This window comes from Paenibacillus thiaminolyticus (assembly GCF_007066085.1).
Classification (GTDB): Bacteria; Bacillota; Bacilli; order Paenibacillales; family Paenibacillaceae; genus Paenibacillus_B; species Paenibacillus_B thiaminolyticus.
Map to the genome: position 1 here is coordinate 496819 of NZ_CP041405.1, position 15771 is coordinate 512589.

14 protein-coding genes are annotated in these 15771 nt (G+C 49.3%); 6 read left to right on the forward strand and 8 right to left on the reverse strand.

The window, feature by feature from the left end; translation table 11 throughout:
- Nucleotides 1-43: 43 nt before the first annotated feature.
- Nucleotides 44-916: a CPBP family intramembrane glutamic endopeptidase gene (locus tag FLT43_RS02125; protein WP_087443553.1), complete on the forward strand. Its 873-nt coding sequence runs from the start codon at nucleotides 44-46 to the stop codon at nucleotides 914-916.
- A 185-nt stretch (nucleotides 917-1101) separates the two neighbouring features.
- Here the strand turns inward: FLT43_RS02125 and FLT43_RS02130 are convergent, their stop codons facing one another.
- The 3 genes from FLT43_RS02130 to FLT43_RS02140 are packed head-to-tail and all read right to left on the reverse strand — an operon-like array spanning nucleotide 1102 to nucleotide 3288.
- Nucleotides 1102-1872, reverse strand: a complete 771-nt coding sequence (locus tag FLT43_RS02130) for an alpha/beta hydrolase family protein (RefSeq protein ID WP_244194263.1) — start codon at nucleotides 1870-1872, stop codon at nucleotides 1102-1104.
- Complete coding sequence (locus FLT43_RS02135; protein WP_087443552.1) at nucleotides 1873-2502, reverse strand: GNAT family N-acetyltransferase; 630 nt, start codon at nucleotides 2500-2502, stop codon at nucleotides 1873-1875.
- Nucleotides 2503-2514: 12 nt separating this feature from the next.
- Entirely contained in the window at nucleotides 2515-3288 is a 774-nt protein-coding gene (locus tag FLT43_RS02140; protein ID WP_087443551.1) for a MerR family transcriptional regulator, read from the reverse strand.
- 175 nt (nucleotides 3289-3463) lie between these two features.
- On the opposite strand from FLT43_RS02140, the gene FLT43_RS02145 reads away from it, so the two are divergent.
- The 5 genes from FLT43_RS02145 to FLT43_RS02165 all read left to right on the forward strand — a co-directional run bounded on the left by FLT43_RS02145 (nucleotide 3464) and on the right by FLT43_RS02165 (nucleotide 9950).
- Complete coding sequence (locus tag FLT43_RS02145; RefSeq protein WP_087443550.1) at nucleotides 3464-3862, forward strand: BlaI/MecI/CopY family transcriptional regulator; 399 nt, start codon at nucleotides 3464-3466, stop codon at nucleotides 3860-3862.
- Nucleotides 3863-3906: 44 nt separating this feature from the next.
- On the forward strand, nucleotides 3907-6156 hold the full coding sequence (locus FLT43_RS02150) for a M56 family metallopeptidase (RefSeq protein WP_087443549.1): 2250 nt from the start codon (nucleotides 3907-3909) through the stop codon (nucleotides 6154-6156).
- Nucleotides 6157-6370: 214 nt separating this feature from the next.
- Nucleotides 6371-6769 carry an SRPBCC family protein gene (locus tag FLT43_RS02155; protein ID WP_087443548.1) on the forward strand — a complete coding sequence of 133 codons (399 nt, stop codon included), beginning with the start codon at nucleotides 6371-6373 and terminating at the stop codon, nucleotides 6767-6769.
- A 251-nt stretch (nucleotides 6770-7020) separates the two neighbouring features.
- Complete coding sequence (locus FLT43_RS02160; RefSeq protein WP_087443547.1) at nucleotides 7021-9270, forward strand: ATP-binding cassette domain-containing protein; 2250 nt, start codon at nucleotides 7021-7023, stop codon at nucleotides 9268-9270.
- Nucleotides 9271-9356: 86 nt separating this feature from the next.
- Complete coding sequence (locus FLT43_RS02165) at nucleotides 9357-9950, forward strand: YdeI/OmpD-associated family protein (RefSeq protein ID WP_087443546.1); 594 nt, start codon at nucleotides 9357-9359, stop codon at nucleotides 9948-9950.
- Between the two features lie 940 nt (nucleotides 9951-10890).
- Here the strand turns inward: FLT43_RS02165 and FLT43_RS29630 are convergent.
- The 5 genes from FLT43_RS29630 to FLT43_RS02175 form a co-directional block, all read right to left on the reverse strand.
- Entirely contained in the window at nucleotides 10891-11409 is a 519-nt protein-coding gene (locus FLT43_RS29630; RefSeq protein ID WP_181823476.1) for a hypothetical protein, read from the reverse strand.
- A gap of 21 nt (nucleotides 11410-11430) precedes the next feature.
- The gene (locus FLT43_RS29635) at nucleotides 11431-11724 is read right to left on the reverse strand and encodes a hypothetical protein (RefSeq protein ID WP_181823475.1); all 294 of its coding nucleotides are present in this window, start codon (nucleotides 11722-11724) and stop codon (nucleotides 11431-11433) included.
- Nucleotides 11725-11745: 21 nt separating this feature from the next.
- The gene (locus FLT43_RS29640; RefSeq protein ID WP_181823474.1) at nucleotides 11746-12030 is read right to left on the reverse strand and encodes a hypothetical protein; all 285 of its coding nucleotides are present in this window, start codon (nucleotides 12028-12030) and stop codon (nucleotides 11746-11748) included.
- 21 nt (nucleotides 12031-12051) lie between these two features.
- Complete coding sequence (locus FLT43_RS29645; RefSeq protein WP_181823473.1) at nucleotides 12052-13407, reverse strand: hypothetical protein; 1356 nt, start codon at nucleotides 13405-13407, stop codon at nucleotides 12052-12054.
- 1621 nt (nucleotides 13408-15028) lie between these two features.
- On the reverse strand, nucleotides 15029-15769 hold the full coding sequence (locus FLT43_RS02175) for a methyltransferase domain-containing protein (RefSeq protein WP_087443544.1): 741 nt from the start codon (nucleotides 15767-15769) through the stop codon (nucleotides 15029-15031).
- Nucleotides 15770-15771: the final 2 nt, after the last annotated feature.

The window sequence follows — 15771 nt, forward strand, 5'->3', positions numbered from 1 at the left end:
GTTGTATGGCCAAGGTGATGAATAATAAGGAAGGGCTGGTCAAATGAAAAATAAAAAATGGATACTTTTGGTGCTCGCCGGATGGTCAACATTAGTCGTGAGTCTGTTCCTAGCTGGTCTTGCCGGTGAAGCTGCTAACCAGTTGCTCGGCCTATCAGGAAATTCTCGAACGTTCGTTCAGGGTATTGTAATGAGCGGGCTGGTTGTTCCGATAATTTTGTATTTGTATCCGCATGTCTATAAGATCACTGGTGTTAAATCCAAACCATCAGTATACTCCTGGAAAAGACTGCCTCACTTTATGACTGGGGTTCTCTTGGCAATTGCACTGGCTTCATTAGGGTTCATAATAGCCAGTTCTCAAGGGTGGGTTGTCATTGAAAAATGGCATACCCCCGATCAGTGGTTTGCTGCGCTGCTTACCAATGTTATCGTTGCTTTTCTATTTGAAGCTTTACCAGAGGAATTAGGATTGCGAGGCATGCTGTATGATCTCTTACGTCATCGATTCGCGGCTTGGCTTGCTGTTTTATTTCAAATTATTCTATTTATACTTGTCCCTATGACAGCTACCGGGCTTCAAGTGCTCTTTGGACTTGCTCCTGGAAACACCATTAACGTCTTTTATGTCACATTAATTCTAAGCTTTGGAACATGTTTGCAGCTGCTCCGTCTATGGACCGGGAGTCTCTGGGCATCGATTGGGTTTCACCTTGCCTACTTAGAAATCATCCGGTTTGTCTTCTCGCCGCATCAATATGGCGGACCAATCATAACCTTCCACGAATCAATGCCTGGACTTGTCGGCTCGATCACGATAAGTATGATTATTATTGGGGGCATCATTGTATCACTCGTTATACTCGGTGCGAAGCGTTTTATACGGAAAAGTGAAGGGCGACATACAACTGCTTGATTCAGACTGTCGGTGGTGCGGGCTTAGTAGATAATAGGCAGCAGGCCTCACCGTTGAATGGCCACAGCGAGAAATAAAAAAGGAGAGCTAGGTCAAATGATAGAGACAGAGAAACGCATCATTTAATCTCATAGGGAAGTATAAAAAGGATGGTCTTCGAAGTCGTGAAGAGCATCCTTTTCTGATTAAGTGTGTTTAGGAAGTTTCTTCAGAAATTGTTCGATTTCATCCATATAAGCCGGTATCGTAATTTGTCTGGGAGTGAAGAGACTAATGAAGAGTGCCCGCAGATTCGAATGCGCCGTTTGCTTGCTTAACATGGAATGATCGGCATCAGGGAAGACAGCTACGGTCAGCAGCTCAGGTTTTACGATATCGCGATATACCCGTTCCGTCTCCTTCACATCGACCTGCAAGTCTTCTTCGCCCAGAATCAATAACACAGGTGTATTGAAATTACGAAGATCATCAGTGGCATCCGATAAGAAATTTTTGCTGACAAATGTCCATCTGTCTTTTGACATGAGGCTATTTTCGCGAGCTATTTTTACATACTCTTCATAGGAAGCTTGTTTTTCCAAAAGCTTGCGCACTTGCCGGTCATACGCCTCTTTGTCTTGAATCTCCGCTTCGGAGTATCCATCGTTTTTCATTTCAATGCGTGTATAGTATTGTCCTTGACTTAACCAATTAATTGCGGGCGATAGAAGGAGGCTAAATGCGAGCGGTTCCTTCTTGGCCAGCTTGGGAATAACCCAACCCGCTTGGCTTGCTCCCCAAACCCCGATTCGCTTCTCGTCAATCATCGGCTGCTGTTGTGCCCATGCAATGGCCTGACGGGCTTCTTCCACACGATCATCTATACTCTGATGCAGCCAGTTGCCTTCCGACCCGTTAATTCCTCTTTTGTTCAGGGACAAAGAGGCGTAACCAAGGGATGCCAACCGCTTGCTCAACTATTTCAATCTCAGGATCATATAGTGCCATTTCCTTTCATTGAACAAAAAATGACGCATGATACTATTTCCTTGTGAATGAGTATAGAAGGATAACTGCTCGTACAGATGCTTGGCCCGCGGATTTTTACCCGAGACGTGCAGGCTTAGCATATTCAGGCTTGGCTCTGCGTGGACAAGCTGCTGTGCCCATTCCAATAGCATTTTTCCAATTCCCTTGCTTCGATGATCGGGATGGACAGCAACGTCAGCAATATAACATTCCCCAGCTTGCGGTTGATGGTCTAATAAAGAGAGCCCAATTAACAATTTAAGAAAGTCCCACGTTCCAATGCTGTGAAAACTCCTCCACGAAGGAAGCTTTCTATTTTCTTGCTTTTTTCCTGAATCCGCATTCCATTTGATAGACAGAGTTCCGATAACTTGCTCCTCTTGCAGAGCGACAATCCTTCGACTTGCCGCTTCAGCGGGAAATTGATCAAACAGCTTCTCGAAAAAAAGAGCAAGCTCTTCATCGCTCAGGCTCGTCAGGTGTTGGAATTTCCCGCGAAACCCGTGAACGATCAATCGGCTGACCTGTGGATTGTACTTGGCCTGCATCGGTTCAATCGTTATTCGTGAGGCAGTCATGATCATTCCCTCCTACGGATTTGTCACCGGTTCTATCAAGACTTGCAGTTCGTATTGAACCTTGTTGTTGATAAAGAGAGATAAATAAGATTTTTCAATGAGGACTAGGGGCCCTGATATAACATAAGATTGTGCAGCAGCATAGTCGTAAAACTGTTCAATAACTTGTTCAAGCTCATCCTCTTCCTGAATGGAGCACTGCATCGACAGGTAATCTCCCTCAGGCAAAGCAAAATCGCCAGGTTCTTGTACTTCCAGGCACAACGCGTTGATGTGTGAACCGTCATATATATAATGAATATCCATTTCGAACAAGTTCGGAATGCGCTTCGTGTGATCAGCTAATCGTGTGGCAGTAAGCTTCGTGTGGAAATCCATTTCCATCCAGCGCACAAAATAGGTGGTGTCTCGCCGCTTGATTTGATACGGGTTGGACTGTGCAGTTACGTTATGCTGTTCCTGCAGCACTTTGGTAATGAACTGTTGAAGCTCCATGAGACGCTGCAGCTCCATCTCTATCTCTCGCAGGGAAGAATGAAGAAGCTGTCGAAATTGATCCGCAGTAAAGGAAGTCATGCATTCCTTAATGGATGGAACAGGGACTCCCAGCTTGCGAAGCAATAGAATATGCGCCAGCTCGTATACTTGCTCGATGCCGTACATTCTATACTGATTGTTATCTGTGTAGCTGGGCTGAAGAACGCCTTTCTCTTCAAAATAACGAATTTGGTGAGCAGACACGTTCATAAGCTTCGCTAATTCACTAATTGTAATTTCACTTTTCATCTCGTTCACTCCTAAGGATAAAGCTTGGAATATCTCAACGATACACCTTAGGTCAGACCTAAGGTCAAGTGTTTAGATAAAAATGAATTTTTGAATTTACAGTTGTAATAGTTTCTTGCATCGGTTATATTTACATATGTAATAGTTAAGTTGAGATGAGAAGGGAGGACACACAATGGAGAAAATGCCCAAGATTTCGGAATCTGAGTGGGAAATCATGAAGGTCATTTGGCGGAAAAACCCGATGACAGCCGAGCAAATTGTGCAGCATTTGCCGGAGGGCACGGACTGGAGCGATCAGACGGTCCGAACCTTTATCAACCGGCTAATGAAGAAAAAAGCGCTGGGCTACCAGAAATCGGGCAGAAGCTATCTGTATTATCCGCTAATTTCGGAAAAAGAGTGCGTGCGCGCGGAAAGCCGTTCTTTTTTAAACCGAGTCTTCAATGGCGCAGCCGGATTAATGATGACCAATTTTTTGGAGGAGACCCAGCTGTCAGAACAGGAGATTGAGCGATTGCAGCAAATTTTGCTGGAGAAGCAAGGAAAAGAATCTAAAGATTCAAAAGACTGATCACAGCCTTACAAGCGTGAAATTTAACCAAATGAGGTTATACCATGGATATAGCTGAACGTCTCTTCAATTGGTTTGTTGCCTCGACGCTGATGGCAAGCGCAGTTGCAGTCGTGGTGCTGGCAGTTCAGCATCTGTTCCGCAGACGCATCCATGCGCGGGTGAGGCATGCACTATGGCTAATTGTACTGTTGAGGCTCATGCTGCCGGTGCTGCCCCAAAGTCCGGTAAGCTTGTTTAATGCAGTTCCTGCACTGACAGACATAAAAAATGCTGTCTTCGGGCTGTCGTACCAGCTGGGCAAGCCTGACACGATATCCGAACACAGCCAAATAGAAAACACATATCAACCTTATTATACAACGAATGAAGCTGAGACGAATACTGTTTTTCATCCGTTTGTGACCTTGAAGGATACGGAAGAACATGCCGAAGCGGGCATAGAGAGAGAAAGCCATCCGGCTTTTCGTGTGCTGGCTGTAGTGTGGCTGACGGGTGCGGCCGTCTTGCTCGGATATAACCTGACCTACTGGCTGCGATTCCGAAGAAAACAAAAACATCTCACACCTGTCGACAGTGCTGCGATATGGAAGATTGCGGAACAATGCCGACTCTTATTTTCCATTAAACGCCCTGTAGGGATTTACGCGGATCCATCCGCTCAGAGTCCCTATATTACGGGAGTTTTCCGTCCAGCCGTCTATTTGCCGCAATCGCTTATCTCGGAAGCAGTCAATGAACAACTGCTTAAGCACATCATCGCACATGAGCTGGCCCACTACAAACGAAAGGATACGATCTGGAATATGATCGGCAGTCTGGTGTTCGCTGTTCACTGGATGAATCCATTCGTATGGTTCATGCTGCGGCAGATGAAAGCCGACCGGGAGCTGGCCTGTGATGCCTGTGTTCTGGAGGCGCTTGGGGAAGAGGAGGCTGTGCCTTACGGCATGACGATTATCGGATTTCTGAGACGGTATGCTGCGGGAAGAGGCCAGGCGCATCTTCTTTATTTCAAAGGTTCGAACGATCAAAAAGAGATGATGAGGAGAATTAGAATGATTCAATCTTTTAAAAAGGGTTCTTATAAATTTTCAATGATGGCGGTCATTCTCGTGCTCTTGATCGGTACGGCAACGCTGACCAATGCGCGAGCATCCGAAGCGGGAGCTTCCGCTTGGGTTCATGCCGAAGACGGCGGGAATGAAATGCTATTTCCGAGTGAAGAAATTCGGTCATATGATAATCTTGAAAAAGGGGCGAAGGAGGCGCCGTTTACATTTAAAGTTCCCTCCTGGCTGCCAGAGGGCTATGGTTTTAGAGGGTTGAGCATTACGTTTAATGATTCGCCACCACGTGTCGGCCTATCGTTCACTGAAACGAAAAGCAAAAGCAGTGGCAACTTCGGCTTGAGTATCTGGCCAGGCGATGAGCTCCAGAAACAAAATGATCTAATTTTCAGCATAGAGCAAGACGAGGATAGCGGGAAAGTAATAGAGAAAGAAGCCCTATCCTTAGCCGGCATAGATGAAGGCTATAAAATTACGATTCGCATGACCACGTGGAAGGGACAGCCTGAAAGATATTATTATATCTGGAAGGATCAAGGCCTAAGCTATGAATTAAGCTCCCACATCTTGTCCAGCAATGAAATGGAGAAAATCATCGCTTCCATGAAATTTCCCGATGCAGAGCTGAACAAACTTCATGTAGATAATGATTATCACGATAAAATCTTGACCTATTTATATGATATTGAGGATATCCGGCGTGCTCAGGAGCTGGTTGGTTTTAAAGCCGCTTTTCCGCGCAAGCTGCCCGGGGATTTTGCCGCCAGCGATTCCTATGTTTCCCGTAAAGCGAATTTCAATCACGTAGAAAATGATGAGGATTCCATGCGCAAGATGTTTTCGGTCACTTATAGCCGAGGCGATCGCAATCAGAAAAATAAAGCTGACTCCGGTATCAAAGACGTCTCATTTAAGCAAATGTTGAACGGGGATATGTATCAGAAGATGAAAAAGAACGGCCGGGTTTCTTTCTCGATAATTAGCGGTGAACGGAATAGTATTAAGCTCAAAGCCTTAACTCTTCAGGGGCAGGAAGTGCTTCGTACAGAGCCTTATAATCTTGATGGCACACCTAAGGGCCCTGATGATCTTAGTCTAGTCAGCTACTTCTGGTTTGACGGCCAGGTTTGCTACCAAGTTGTATTCCAAGGCAAGGGAGCGTACCAAGGCAAGGGAGCGGAAGAACAAAAAATAGTGCAATATTTAATGAAACCGGACCGGTAAAATAAGCTGAAAAAATGGTTGCAGGATAAGGAAGCGCCCCTAGGTCAATGAACCTGTTGGGGCGCTTTTGCGTGAAGAAGCTTCTGGGGATAGTGGTTACTGCTTTCGCTACGTCCGAAGAGCCGCGTACTAATGAAGCGGTGAAATTTACGGCTGTCCTTTGGTAATAATATTTTGGAGTGGGTGAACCAACGATTTTGGAGGAGGAAGAAGAATGAGTTTAACTCTATCCTTGGATTTTCAGTTCACGGCATCGATCGAGAAGGTATGGTCCGCCTTAACTGATTCAAGCAAGCTTGCCAAGTGGATCATGGAAAATGATTTTAAGCCCGACGTAGGACACCGTTTTCAGTTTCGCACGCAGCCGACCGAATGGTGGAATGGAATTATTGAGGGCGAAGTGCTTATCGTGGACGCACCACACCGGTTGTCCTATACTTGGGCCAGCGGAGGGGAGAAGCACACCGTCACCTGGACGCTGCAGGATGTAGGGGACGGAAAGGTTAACCTTCATCTCGAACAAACCGGAATCTCAACTGCTCAAGGACTCGAAGGTGCTAAATATGGCTGGAGTGGATGGTGCGGCGAGCTTGAGAAAGTGTTGGAACAATAGCCGCATCCGGTACTGCCCATCTCCTTCCATAATGCTAAATTAGTGGGTAGGATAGTGAAATAGCCAACATCAGAAAACAGATCACTTCGCGGTATCTATTCCGATCAAGTGATCTGTTTTTACACGTATGTCGGCAGTATTTGACGCGGCTAATTCCTTGACTAGTTGTCATAAATTAGTAATTGACAAGAAATCATAACGTTTGGTAACGTGCTATAAACAACATAAAATTCTCTAAAGGAAGATATATTATGACCCAAGAATATATAGAAATCCGCGGTGCCCGGGAAAATAACCTTAAAGATGTATCTTTGCGCATTCCCAAGCGCAAAATCACCATTTTTACCGGTGTATCCGGTTCCGGCAAATCGTCGATCGTTTTCGATACTATCGCCGCGGAATCGCAGCGTCTGCTGAATGAAAACTTCAGTATGTTTGTCCGCACCTTTTTGCCGCGTATTCCGCAACCAGATGCAGACGCGATCGAAAATCTTAGCATGGCGGTTATCGTCGACCAAAAACGCCTAGGCGGCGGTGCTCACTCGACCATGGGGACGATTACCGATATTTCACCTATACTTCGGCTGTTATACTCACGTGTGGGTCAACCTTACGCAGGTGACGCCAATGCATTTTCCTTCAACGACCCTCAAGGCATGTGCCCGGAATGCAACGGCGTTGGCCGCAAGCTCGGAGTGGATTTGGAAAAAGCGCTGGACAAGTCCAAATCACTTAGGGAAGGAGCCATTTTGCTTCCAGATTACGGTGTTGACAGCTGGGATTGGAATATTTTAACCCAGTCAGGTTTGTATGATAACGACAAAAAGCTTGCCGATTATACCGAGCAAGAAATGGCACAGCTTCTGTACGGCAAACCGCACAAGGTTGAAATGCAAGTCGGAGGGAAACCTGTAAAATTCACCTTAGAGGGAATCATTGAGAAGTTCAGCGGCAAGTACATCAAGCGAGATGTCAAAACGAAATCGGAACGCACCCAGAAAATGGTGAAACCGTTTATAACTGATGGCCCATGCCACCTTTGCCGCGGCGCTCGGCTTAGCCAAGCGGCTCTTAACTGTAGAATCAACGGAAATAATATTGCCGAACTATCTTCCATGGAGGTAGGTCGGCTGATTGAGGTTATAAAGGAAATAAAAGATCCGATAGCGGAACCTATGGTTAAAGCCTTAACGGAAAGACTGCAGCACCTGGTTGATATTGGCCTGGAATATCTCAGCCTCGACCGCGAAACCGACACTTTATCAGGTGGAGAATCACAACGTGTCAAAATGGTCAAACATCTGAGCGGCAGTCTCGTGGATGCGGTATACATTTTTGATGAGCCGAGCGTTGGCTTGCATCCCCGCGATGTGCATCGGCTCAATGAATTGCTGCAAAAACTGCGCGATAAAGGCAATACGGTCATTGTCGTCGAACACGACCCCGATGTGATTGAAGTAGCCGATCATATCGTCGATGTCGGTCCTTTTGCCGGCAGCCGCGGCGGCACCATTGTTTATGAAGGCAGCTTTTCCGGTCTGCTGCAGGCCGATACGCTGACGGGCAATCATATGAAGCAGTCGATGCCGCTGAAGGACCATTTTCGCCCGGCAACGGGCCAACTATCCGTCGTGGGCGCCAATCTGCACAATTTGAACAATGTTAGCGTCGATATTCCAACGGGGGTATTCACCGTAGTGACAGGCGTTGCCGGCTCCGGCAAAAGCACGTTGATCAACGAGGTGTTTTTGCAACAGCATCCAGATGCGATTGTGATCGACCAGACGGCTATCGGTGTCTCGACCCGTTCGAATCCGGCCACGTACACGGGCATCATGGACGACGTGCGCAAGGCCTTTGCATCAGCCAACAAAGTGAAACCCGGTCTGTTCAGCTTTAATTCCAAAGGTGCGTGCGAGAACTGCCAAGGCCTTGGTGTCGTTTATACCGACTTGGCATTTTTGGAGGGCGTCAGAACACCTTGCGAAGCTTGCGGCGGCAAACGTTTCAAAGAAGAGGTGCTGGCCTACAAACTGGGCGATAAATCGATCGCCGATGTGCTGGAGATGACCATTGAACAAGCTCTCTCATTCTTTGACATCACAGAAGTTGTGCGTAAGCTGCAGGCCATGAGTGACGTGGGTCTGGATTATCTGACACTCGGCCAGCCGCTCAGCACACTGTCGGGCGGTGAGTGCCAACGCATCAAGCTGGCCAGCGAATTGCATAAAAAGGGAAGCATTTACGTCATGGACGAGCCCACGACCGGACTGCACATGTCAGATATCGCCCATCTGCTGGCTATCATGAATCGTCTGGTAGATGCCGGAAATACAGTTATTGTAATCGAACATAACCTGGATGTCATCAGAAACGCCGATTGGATCATAGATATGGGACCCGAAGGCGGCAGCAATGGCGGTAAAGTCATATTCGAAGGCACGCCAAAACAGCTTTTAAGCGCAAAACATTCACTGACAAGCAAGTATTTGAGCAGGTGATTGATATCGGCCTTTGCGGCATTCGTAGGAAGTACGATCGTTCTTGTCTGTCAGCTTGTCCAAAAATTGAAGAGGGGTGTTCCTTGATGACAAAGAGCAGAATGAATCCAAAGGTTGATGAATATTTAAGTAAAGCTACGAAGTGGAAAGAAGAATATGAGAAATTGAGAGATATCGTTCTTGAATGTGAGCTGACCGAAGAATTTAAGTGGATGCATCCTTGTTACACGTTTCAGAAAAAAAATATAGTTTTAATTCATGGATTTAAAGACTATTGTGCGCTTCTGTTTCACAAAGGTGCCTTGTTACAGGATGCCCATGGGATTCTAATCCAACAAACGGAGAATGTACAGGCGGCGCGCCAGATCCGGTTCACCAATCTTCAAGAAATCGTTGAAATGGAGACCATCCTGAAAGCCTATATTCATGAAGCGATTGAAGTTGAAAAAGCCGGTCTGGAAGTGAATTTTAAAAAGAATACAGAATTCATGATTCCTGAAGAATTTCAAAATAAACTCGATGAAATCCCTGCCTTGAAAACTGCTTTTGAAGCATTGACGCCGGGACGGCAAAGAGCATACATTCTTTATTTCTCTGAACCCAAGCAAGCCAAAACTCGAGAGTCAAGGGTTGAAAAATATATGCAGCAAATACTGAATGGAAAGGGATTAAGGGATTAAATGATTAGTATATTAAAAGAGAAAATAAATTAATCAAACATTACATTGAGGGCGTGTGTCCAGACTAACAATGTAATCGATAAGCTCTAGGAACTTAAAACACATCGATAACTTGAGGCGATGTGTTTCTTTTGTTATCTCGGCAAAGGTAACTTTATAATCTGAAGCCTGGGAAATTACACAGATCACTACGCTTCCAGCAATTGTATCGGATGAACTAAAAGAGCTCCCATGGAGCAGCAGATATTCATCCTTTTGCCGCTGAACTGGTATTGTTCGAAAACGCAGCCCATTATAGATGAAGTGTCCCATGTTGTTGCCGATATGTTCCAGCGCCCTCCGGCTGACGTACACCGGTTGGCGGCAGATTCATTTTGCCTCGGCGGAAGAACGTGTGGTTATGGCTCAGGTCGACTCCCGCGGGCAGCATCGCGGCAAAGAATTTGTCGATATTCTCGTCACCGTCTTGCAATATAGGGTAGAAGACGATGTGCCCTCGCTTTTTTACAGTTTCCAGCTATAGGTTAAAAAAGAAGCTGCCGAGAGAAGCCCTCGGCAGCCAGTTCATATTGGCGTAACTTATCTGTTGTAAATCAAGCTCATTACGGCGCGGGTACATCAGTTTCGCCTTAGAGCAGCCCTTGAGGTCCCTGAGGTCCTTGGTCGCCCTGAGGCCCTTGAGCGCCAGTTGCCCCTTGTGGTCCCTGATCGCCTTGTGGTCCTTGGTCTCCCTGAGGCCCTTGAGCCCCAGTTGTTCCTTGTGGTCCCTGATCGCCCTGTGGTCCTTGGTCGCCCTGAGGCCCTTGAGCGCCAGTTGCTCCTTGTGGTCCCTGATCGCCCTGTGGTCCTTGGTCTCCCTGAGGCCCTTGAGCGCCAGTTACTCCTTGTGGTCCCTGATCGCCCTGTGGTCCTTGGTCTCCCTGAGGCCCTTGAGCGCCAGTTACTCCTTGTGGTCCCTGATCGCCCTGTGGTCCTTGGTCTCCCTGAGGCCCTTGAGCGCCAGTTGCCCCTTGAGCTCCCTGATCGCCTTGTGGTCCTTGGTCGCCCTGAGGCCCTTGAGCGCCAGTTGCTCCTTGAGCTCCCTGATCGCCTTGTGGTCCTTGGTCACCCTGAGGCCCTTGAGCGCCAGTTGCTCCTTGAGCTCCCTGATCGCCTTGTGGTCCTTGGTCACCCTGAGGCCCTTGAGCGCCAGTTGCTCCTTGAGCTCCCTGATCGCCCTGTGGTCCTTGGTCACCTTGAGGTCCCTGATCGCCTTGTGGTCCTTGGTCACCCTGAGGCCCTTGGTCGCCAGTTGCTCCTTGTGGTCCCTGATCGCCTTGTGGTCCTTGGTCGCCTTGAGGCCCTTGAGCGCCAGTTGCTCCTTGAGCTCCCTGATCGCCTTGTGGTCCTTGGTCACCCTGAGGCCCTTGAGCGCCAGTTGCTCCTTGAGCTCCCTGATCGCCTTGTGGTCCTTGGTCACCCTGAGGCCCTTGAGCGCCAGTTACTCCTTGTGGTCCCTGATCGCCTTGTGGTCCTTGGTCGCCCTGAGGCCCTTGAGCGCCAGTTGCTCCTTGTGGTCCCTGATCGCCCTGTGGTCCTTGGTCGCCCTGAGGCCCTTGAGCGCCAGTTGCTCCTTGAGCTCCTTGATCGCCCTGTGGTCCTTGGTCTCCCTGAGGCCCTTGAGCGCCAGTTTCCCCTTGAGCTCCCTGATCGCCTTGTGGTCCTTGGTCACCCTGAGGCCCTTGAGCGCCAGTTGCTCCTTGAGCTCCCTGATCGCCTTGTGGTCCTTGGTCACCCTGAGGCCCTTGAGCGCCAGTTACTCCTTGTGGTCCCTGATCGCCTTGTGGTCCCTGATCGCCTTGAGGTCCCTGATCGCCTTGTGGTCCCTGATCGCCTTGTGGTCCTTGGTCACCCTGAGGCCCTTGGTCGCCAGTTGCTCCTTGTGGTCCCTGATCGCCTTGTGGTCCTTGGTCGCCTTGAGGCCCTTGAGCGCCAGTTGCTCCTTGAGCTCCCTGATCGCCTTGTGGTCCTTGGTCACCCTGAGGCCCTTGAGCGCCAGTTGCTCCTTGAGCTCCCTGATCGCCTTGTGGTCCTTGGTCACCCTGAGGCCCTTGAGCGCCAGTTACTCCTTGTGGTCCCTGATCGCCTTGTGGTCCTTGGTCGCCCTGAGGCCCTTGAGCGCCAGTTGCTCCTTGTGGTCCCTGATCGCCCTGTGGTCCTTGGTCGCCCTGAGGCCCTTGAGCGCCAGTTGCTCCTTGAGCTCCTTGATCGCCCTGTGGTCCTTGGTCTCCCTGAGGCCCTTGTTCGCCCTGAGGTCCTTGCGGCCCTTGATCACCTTGCGGTCCTTGTTCGCCTTGAGGTCCTTGTTCACCCTGAGGTCCTTGGTCTCCCTGAGGCCCTTGGTCGCCTTGAGGTCCTTGTTCACCTTGAGGCCCTTGGTCGCCTTGTGGCCCTTGTTCACCCTGAGGTCCTTGAGGCCCTTGAGCACCTTGAGGTCCTTGGTCGCCTTGTGGCCCTTGGTCGCCCTGAGGTCCTTGCGGCCCTTGTTCGCCCTGAGGTCCTTGAGGCCCTTGAGCACCTTGTGTTCCTTGATCACCCTGAGGCCCTTGGTCGCCCTGAGGTCCCTGCGGTCCTTGAGCACCTTGAGGCCCTTGATCACCCTGAGGCCCTTGGTCGCCCTGAGGCCCTTGTGGCCCTTGGCCGCCTTGAGGTCCTTGAGCGCCTTGAGGTCCTTGGTCGCCTTGAGGTCCTTGAGCGCCTTGAGGTCCTTGTGCGCCTTGAGGTCCTTGAGTGCCTTGAACACCTTGAGGTCCTTGAGCGCCTTGAGGCCCTTGAACGCCTTGAACGCCTCGAGGTCCTTGAGCGCCTTGAGGTCCTTGAGTGCCTTGAGGTCCTTGGAAGCCTTGCACGCCGCGCTGTCCTTGAGGTCCTTGCGGTCCTTGAGCGCCTTGAGCGCCCCGTGGTCCTTGAGTGCCTTGAGGTCCTTGGAAGCCTTGCACGCCGCGCTGTCCTTGAGGTCCTTGCGGTCCTTGAGCGCCTTGAGCGCCCCGAGGCCCTTGCGTGCCTTGAGGTCCTTGGAAGCCCTGAACGCCGCGCTGTCCTTGAGGTCCTTGCGGTCCTTGAGCGCCTTGAGCGCCCCGAGGCCCTTGCGTGCCTTGAGGTCCTTGGAAGCCCTGAACGCCGCGCTGTCCTTGAGGTCCTTGCGGTCCTTGAGCGCCTTGAGGCCCTTGCGTGCCTTGAGGTCCTTGGAAGCCCTGAACGCCGCGCTGTCCTTGAGGTCCTTGCGGTCCTTGAGGTCCTTGAGAGCCTTGAGGCCCTTGAGTGCCCTGAGGTCCTTGGAAGCCTTGAACGCCGCGCTGTCCTTGAGGCCCTTGAGGCCCTTGAGGCCCTTGAGTGCCTTGAGGTCCTTGGAAGCCCTGAACGCCCTGTCCTTGAGGTCCTTGAGGTCCTTGAGGTCCTGTCGGCCCAACTGCTCCATCTGTCCGTGCAGCTTCCAAATGAGTATAAACGGGATCGGCTACGACTCTAACCACTCCGGCGTTGGGTACAAGATTTACCCTCAGAGTGTCACCCGGATTGAAATTCATTTGGGCGGTATAGTTTACTGTGAAAGCCAGATCAGGTTGATCTAAATTTCGGATGAATAGAGTTCCAGAGTTGTTGGGGCCTTCCAGTACGAGTGCGATGAATTCCACTAGAGAGTTCGCCACTAGCAAAAGGCTGACGCTTATCGTATACACGCCACCCTCACTGGCGACGAAGGTAGAAGTCGCTGGGTTGTACTCGCCGTTCAAATCATAGTCAACGGATTGAAAGGATAAATAGAACGGTCCTGGTGGTGTGATAATTTGATCTGCACTCGCGCGAGCTCTAAATGCGGATTCGGCCAACTAGATGTCACCTCCATATACTGATGCGGCTCCACTTCTAAAAAAACTTAAGATAGTGAAGCCTTTAATATAGTATGTGATCATGCGCTGCGAGACTCGGCTTTTACAGAGGTGGAATCGTATATTTCTAAAATGGCCGTAAAAGCTTCATTTGCCGGGTAATCTGTTTTTAACGAGAAAAGTGCGCCGGCACGAAGATAACAAGCGGTCGGTCACAATGTCTGCAAAAGTGCTGTTCCTCCACAGAGACATGGTCATTTCGATGAGGGAGCTGATTCCGTTCATTCTGTCAGTTGAGCAAGGGGATGGACGTTGCCTTGAACCGACATTCCGGGTTACAAACCGGAACGATGTGTCGGGAAGCGACTCGCTATTCCCGACACCAGTACCGAGCTTGTTGGATCTTTCTGCCGCCAGATTGGCCGGATTTTAGTTAAAAATCGGGGGAGATATCAGACTGTTGAGAAAGTCCAAGGGCTTTTGTGGCACTTCATTTTTTATATGGTGGATCTCGCCTCTCAGTAGAAAAAAATCGATTTAAAACGCTATGGGTCCAAGTTTTGAGTAGGAAAATGGACAATCTCCACCCCTTCGTAAAAAATTTTCTAACGGCCTGAAAACTCCACCATTTCCCTAGACACGTCTATCCGGTAGGCGAATTCCGCAAAACGGCACGATTTCTCTAGACGCCTATTTGGTAAGCGAAATCCTGCGCTAATACAGCAATTCGATATGGACGACTTGACCAGAAAGGGAATCCTGCAAAACTACAGGAATTTCACCCGTTTCGCTTCGACTTGAAGCAAAAGGGCCTAAAATGATGTAGATTTGCAGCAATTCCTGGGATGTGGACTCATTGATCCGAAATTCCTGTAAAATAGCAGCAATTCCCTCCACACGTTCAAGCCCCAGGAGGCAACGATGCCTCCAGAAGACAATAATGCATCCAGAAGGCGATGATGCATCCTGAAGGCAACGATACCTCCTGAAGGCGATGATGCATCCTGAAGGCGATGATGCCCCCAGGATCCGACGCGGGCTCTTGGATCCCGTAAAATTAGGCCTTTGAGAAGTATATGGGATTTTCTCCACCGGGGAAGAAGACGACACGACGGGGAACCAAGACCTCGCCCGCTAACGCGCAAAAAAAGCCGTCTCCCAATCGGCAGCCGGCTTTTTGCTTCTAATCGCAAGTGGGGGACAGTCGATTCATGGTGCAGGAACAGTCTGCTTGGTCCCGATATACAGCGTGTCTTTCTCGGACAAACCATACAAATTTGCTTCCTCGACACCGTATTTTTCCGCCAAATTAAATAAAACGACATGAAATCCGGCCGCTTCCAATCGGCCAACGAATCCTTTCCGATTATAAATGCGTACATGATCGTCTTGGCCGAATTGTTCTTGTCTTGCCTGCGGCGAGGTCACCGCCGGGTCCTCTAGAATCTCCCCGAAGTTTAAAGCGATCGGCACTTGCAGAATGCTCCAGCCGTTCGGTTTCAATACGCGGTAGATTTCTCCCATCGCTTTGTGATCTTCGGTAACATGTTCCAGTACATGGCTGCAAATAACGGCATCGAATGTTTCGTCAGCGTAAGGCATGGCCGTTAAGTCCACCCGTTCCATTTCCGAATCCTGAGGGATTAAATCGCCGCAAATATAGGAAATGTTCGGATACCCCTTTAACCAATTTCTTAAATTTTTCTCGGGTGCAATGTGCAGTAATTTTTGCGGCCTTGCGAGCAGATCCGTTTCCCGTTCAATATAGAATTTATACAACCTTTCCCTGTCGAAAGAGGAGCACACGGGACACATGGCGGTCTGCTTGTTCCACATTTCATACTGGCACTTGGGAAAATCGTAAATATCCGGCCACGGGCGAAACCGTACAATCGTATTATTGCAATAAGGACAATAGTAAGGACCTTGGCGTTTGAGATGATCAACCAAAT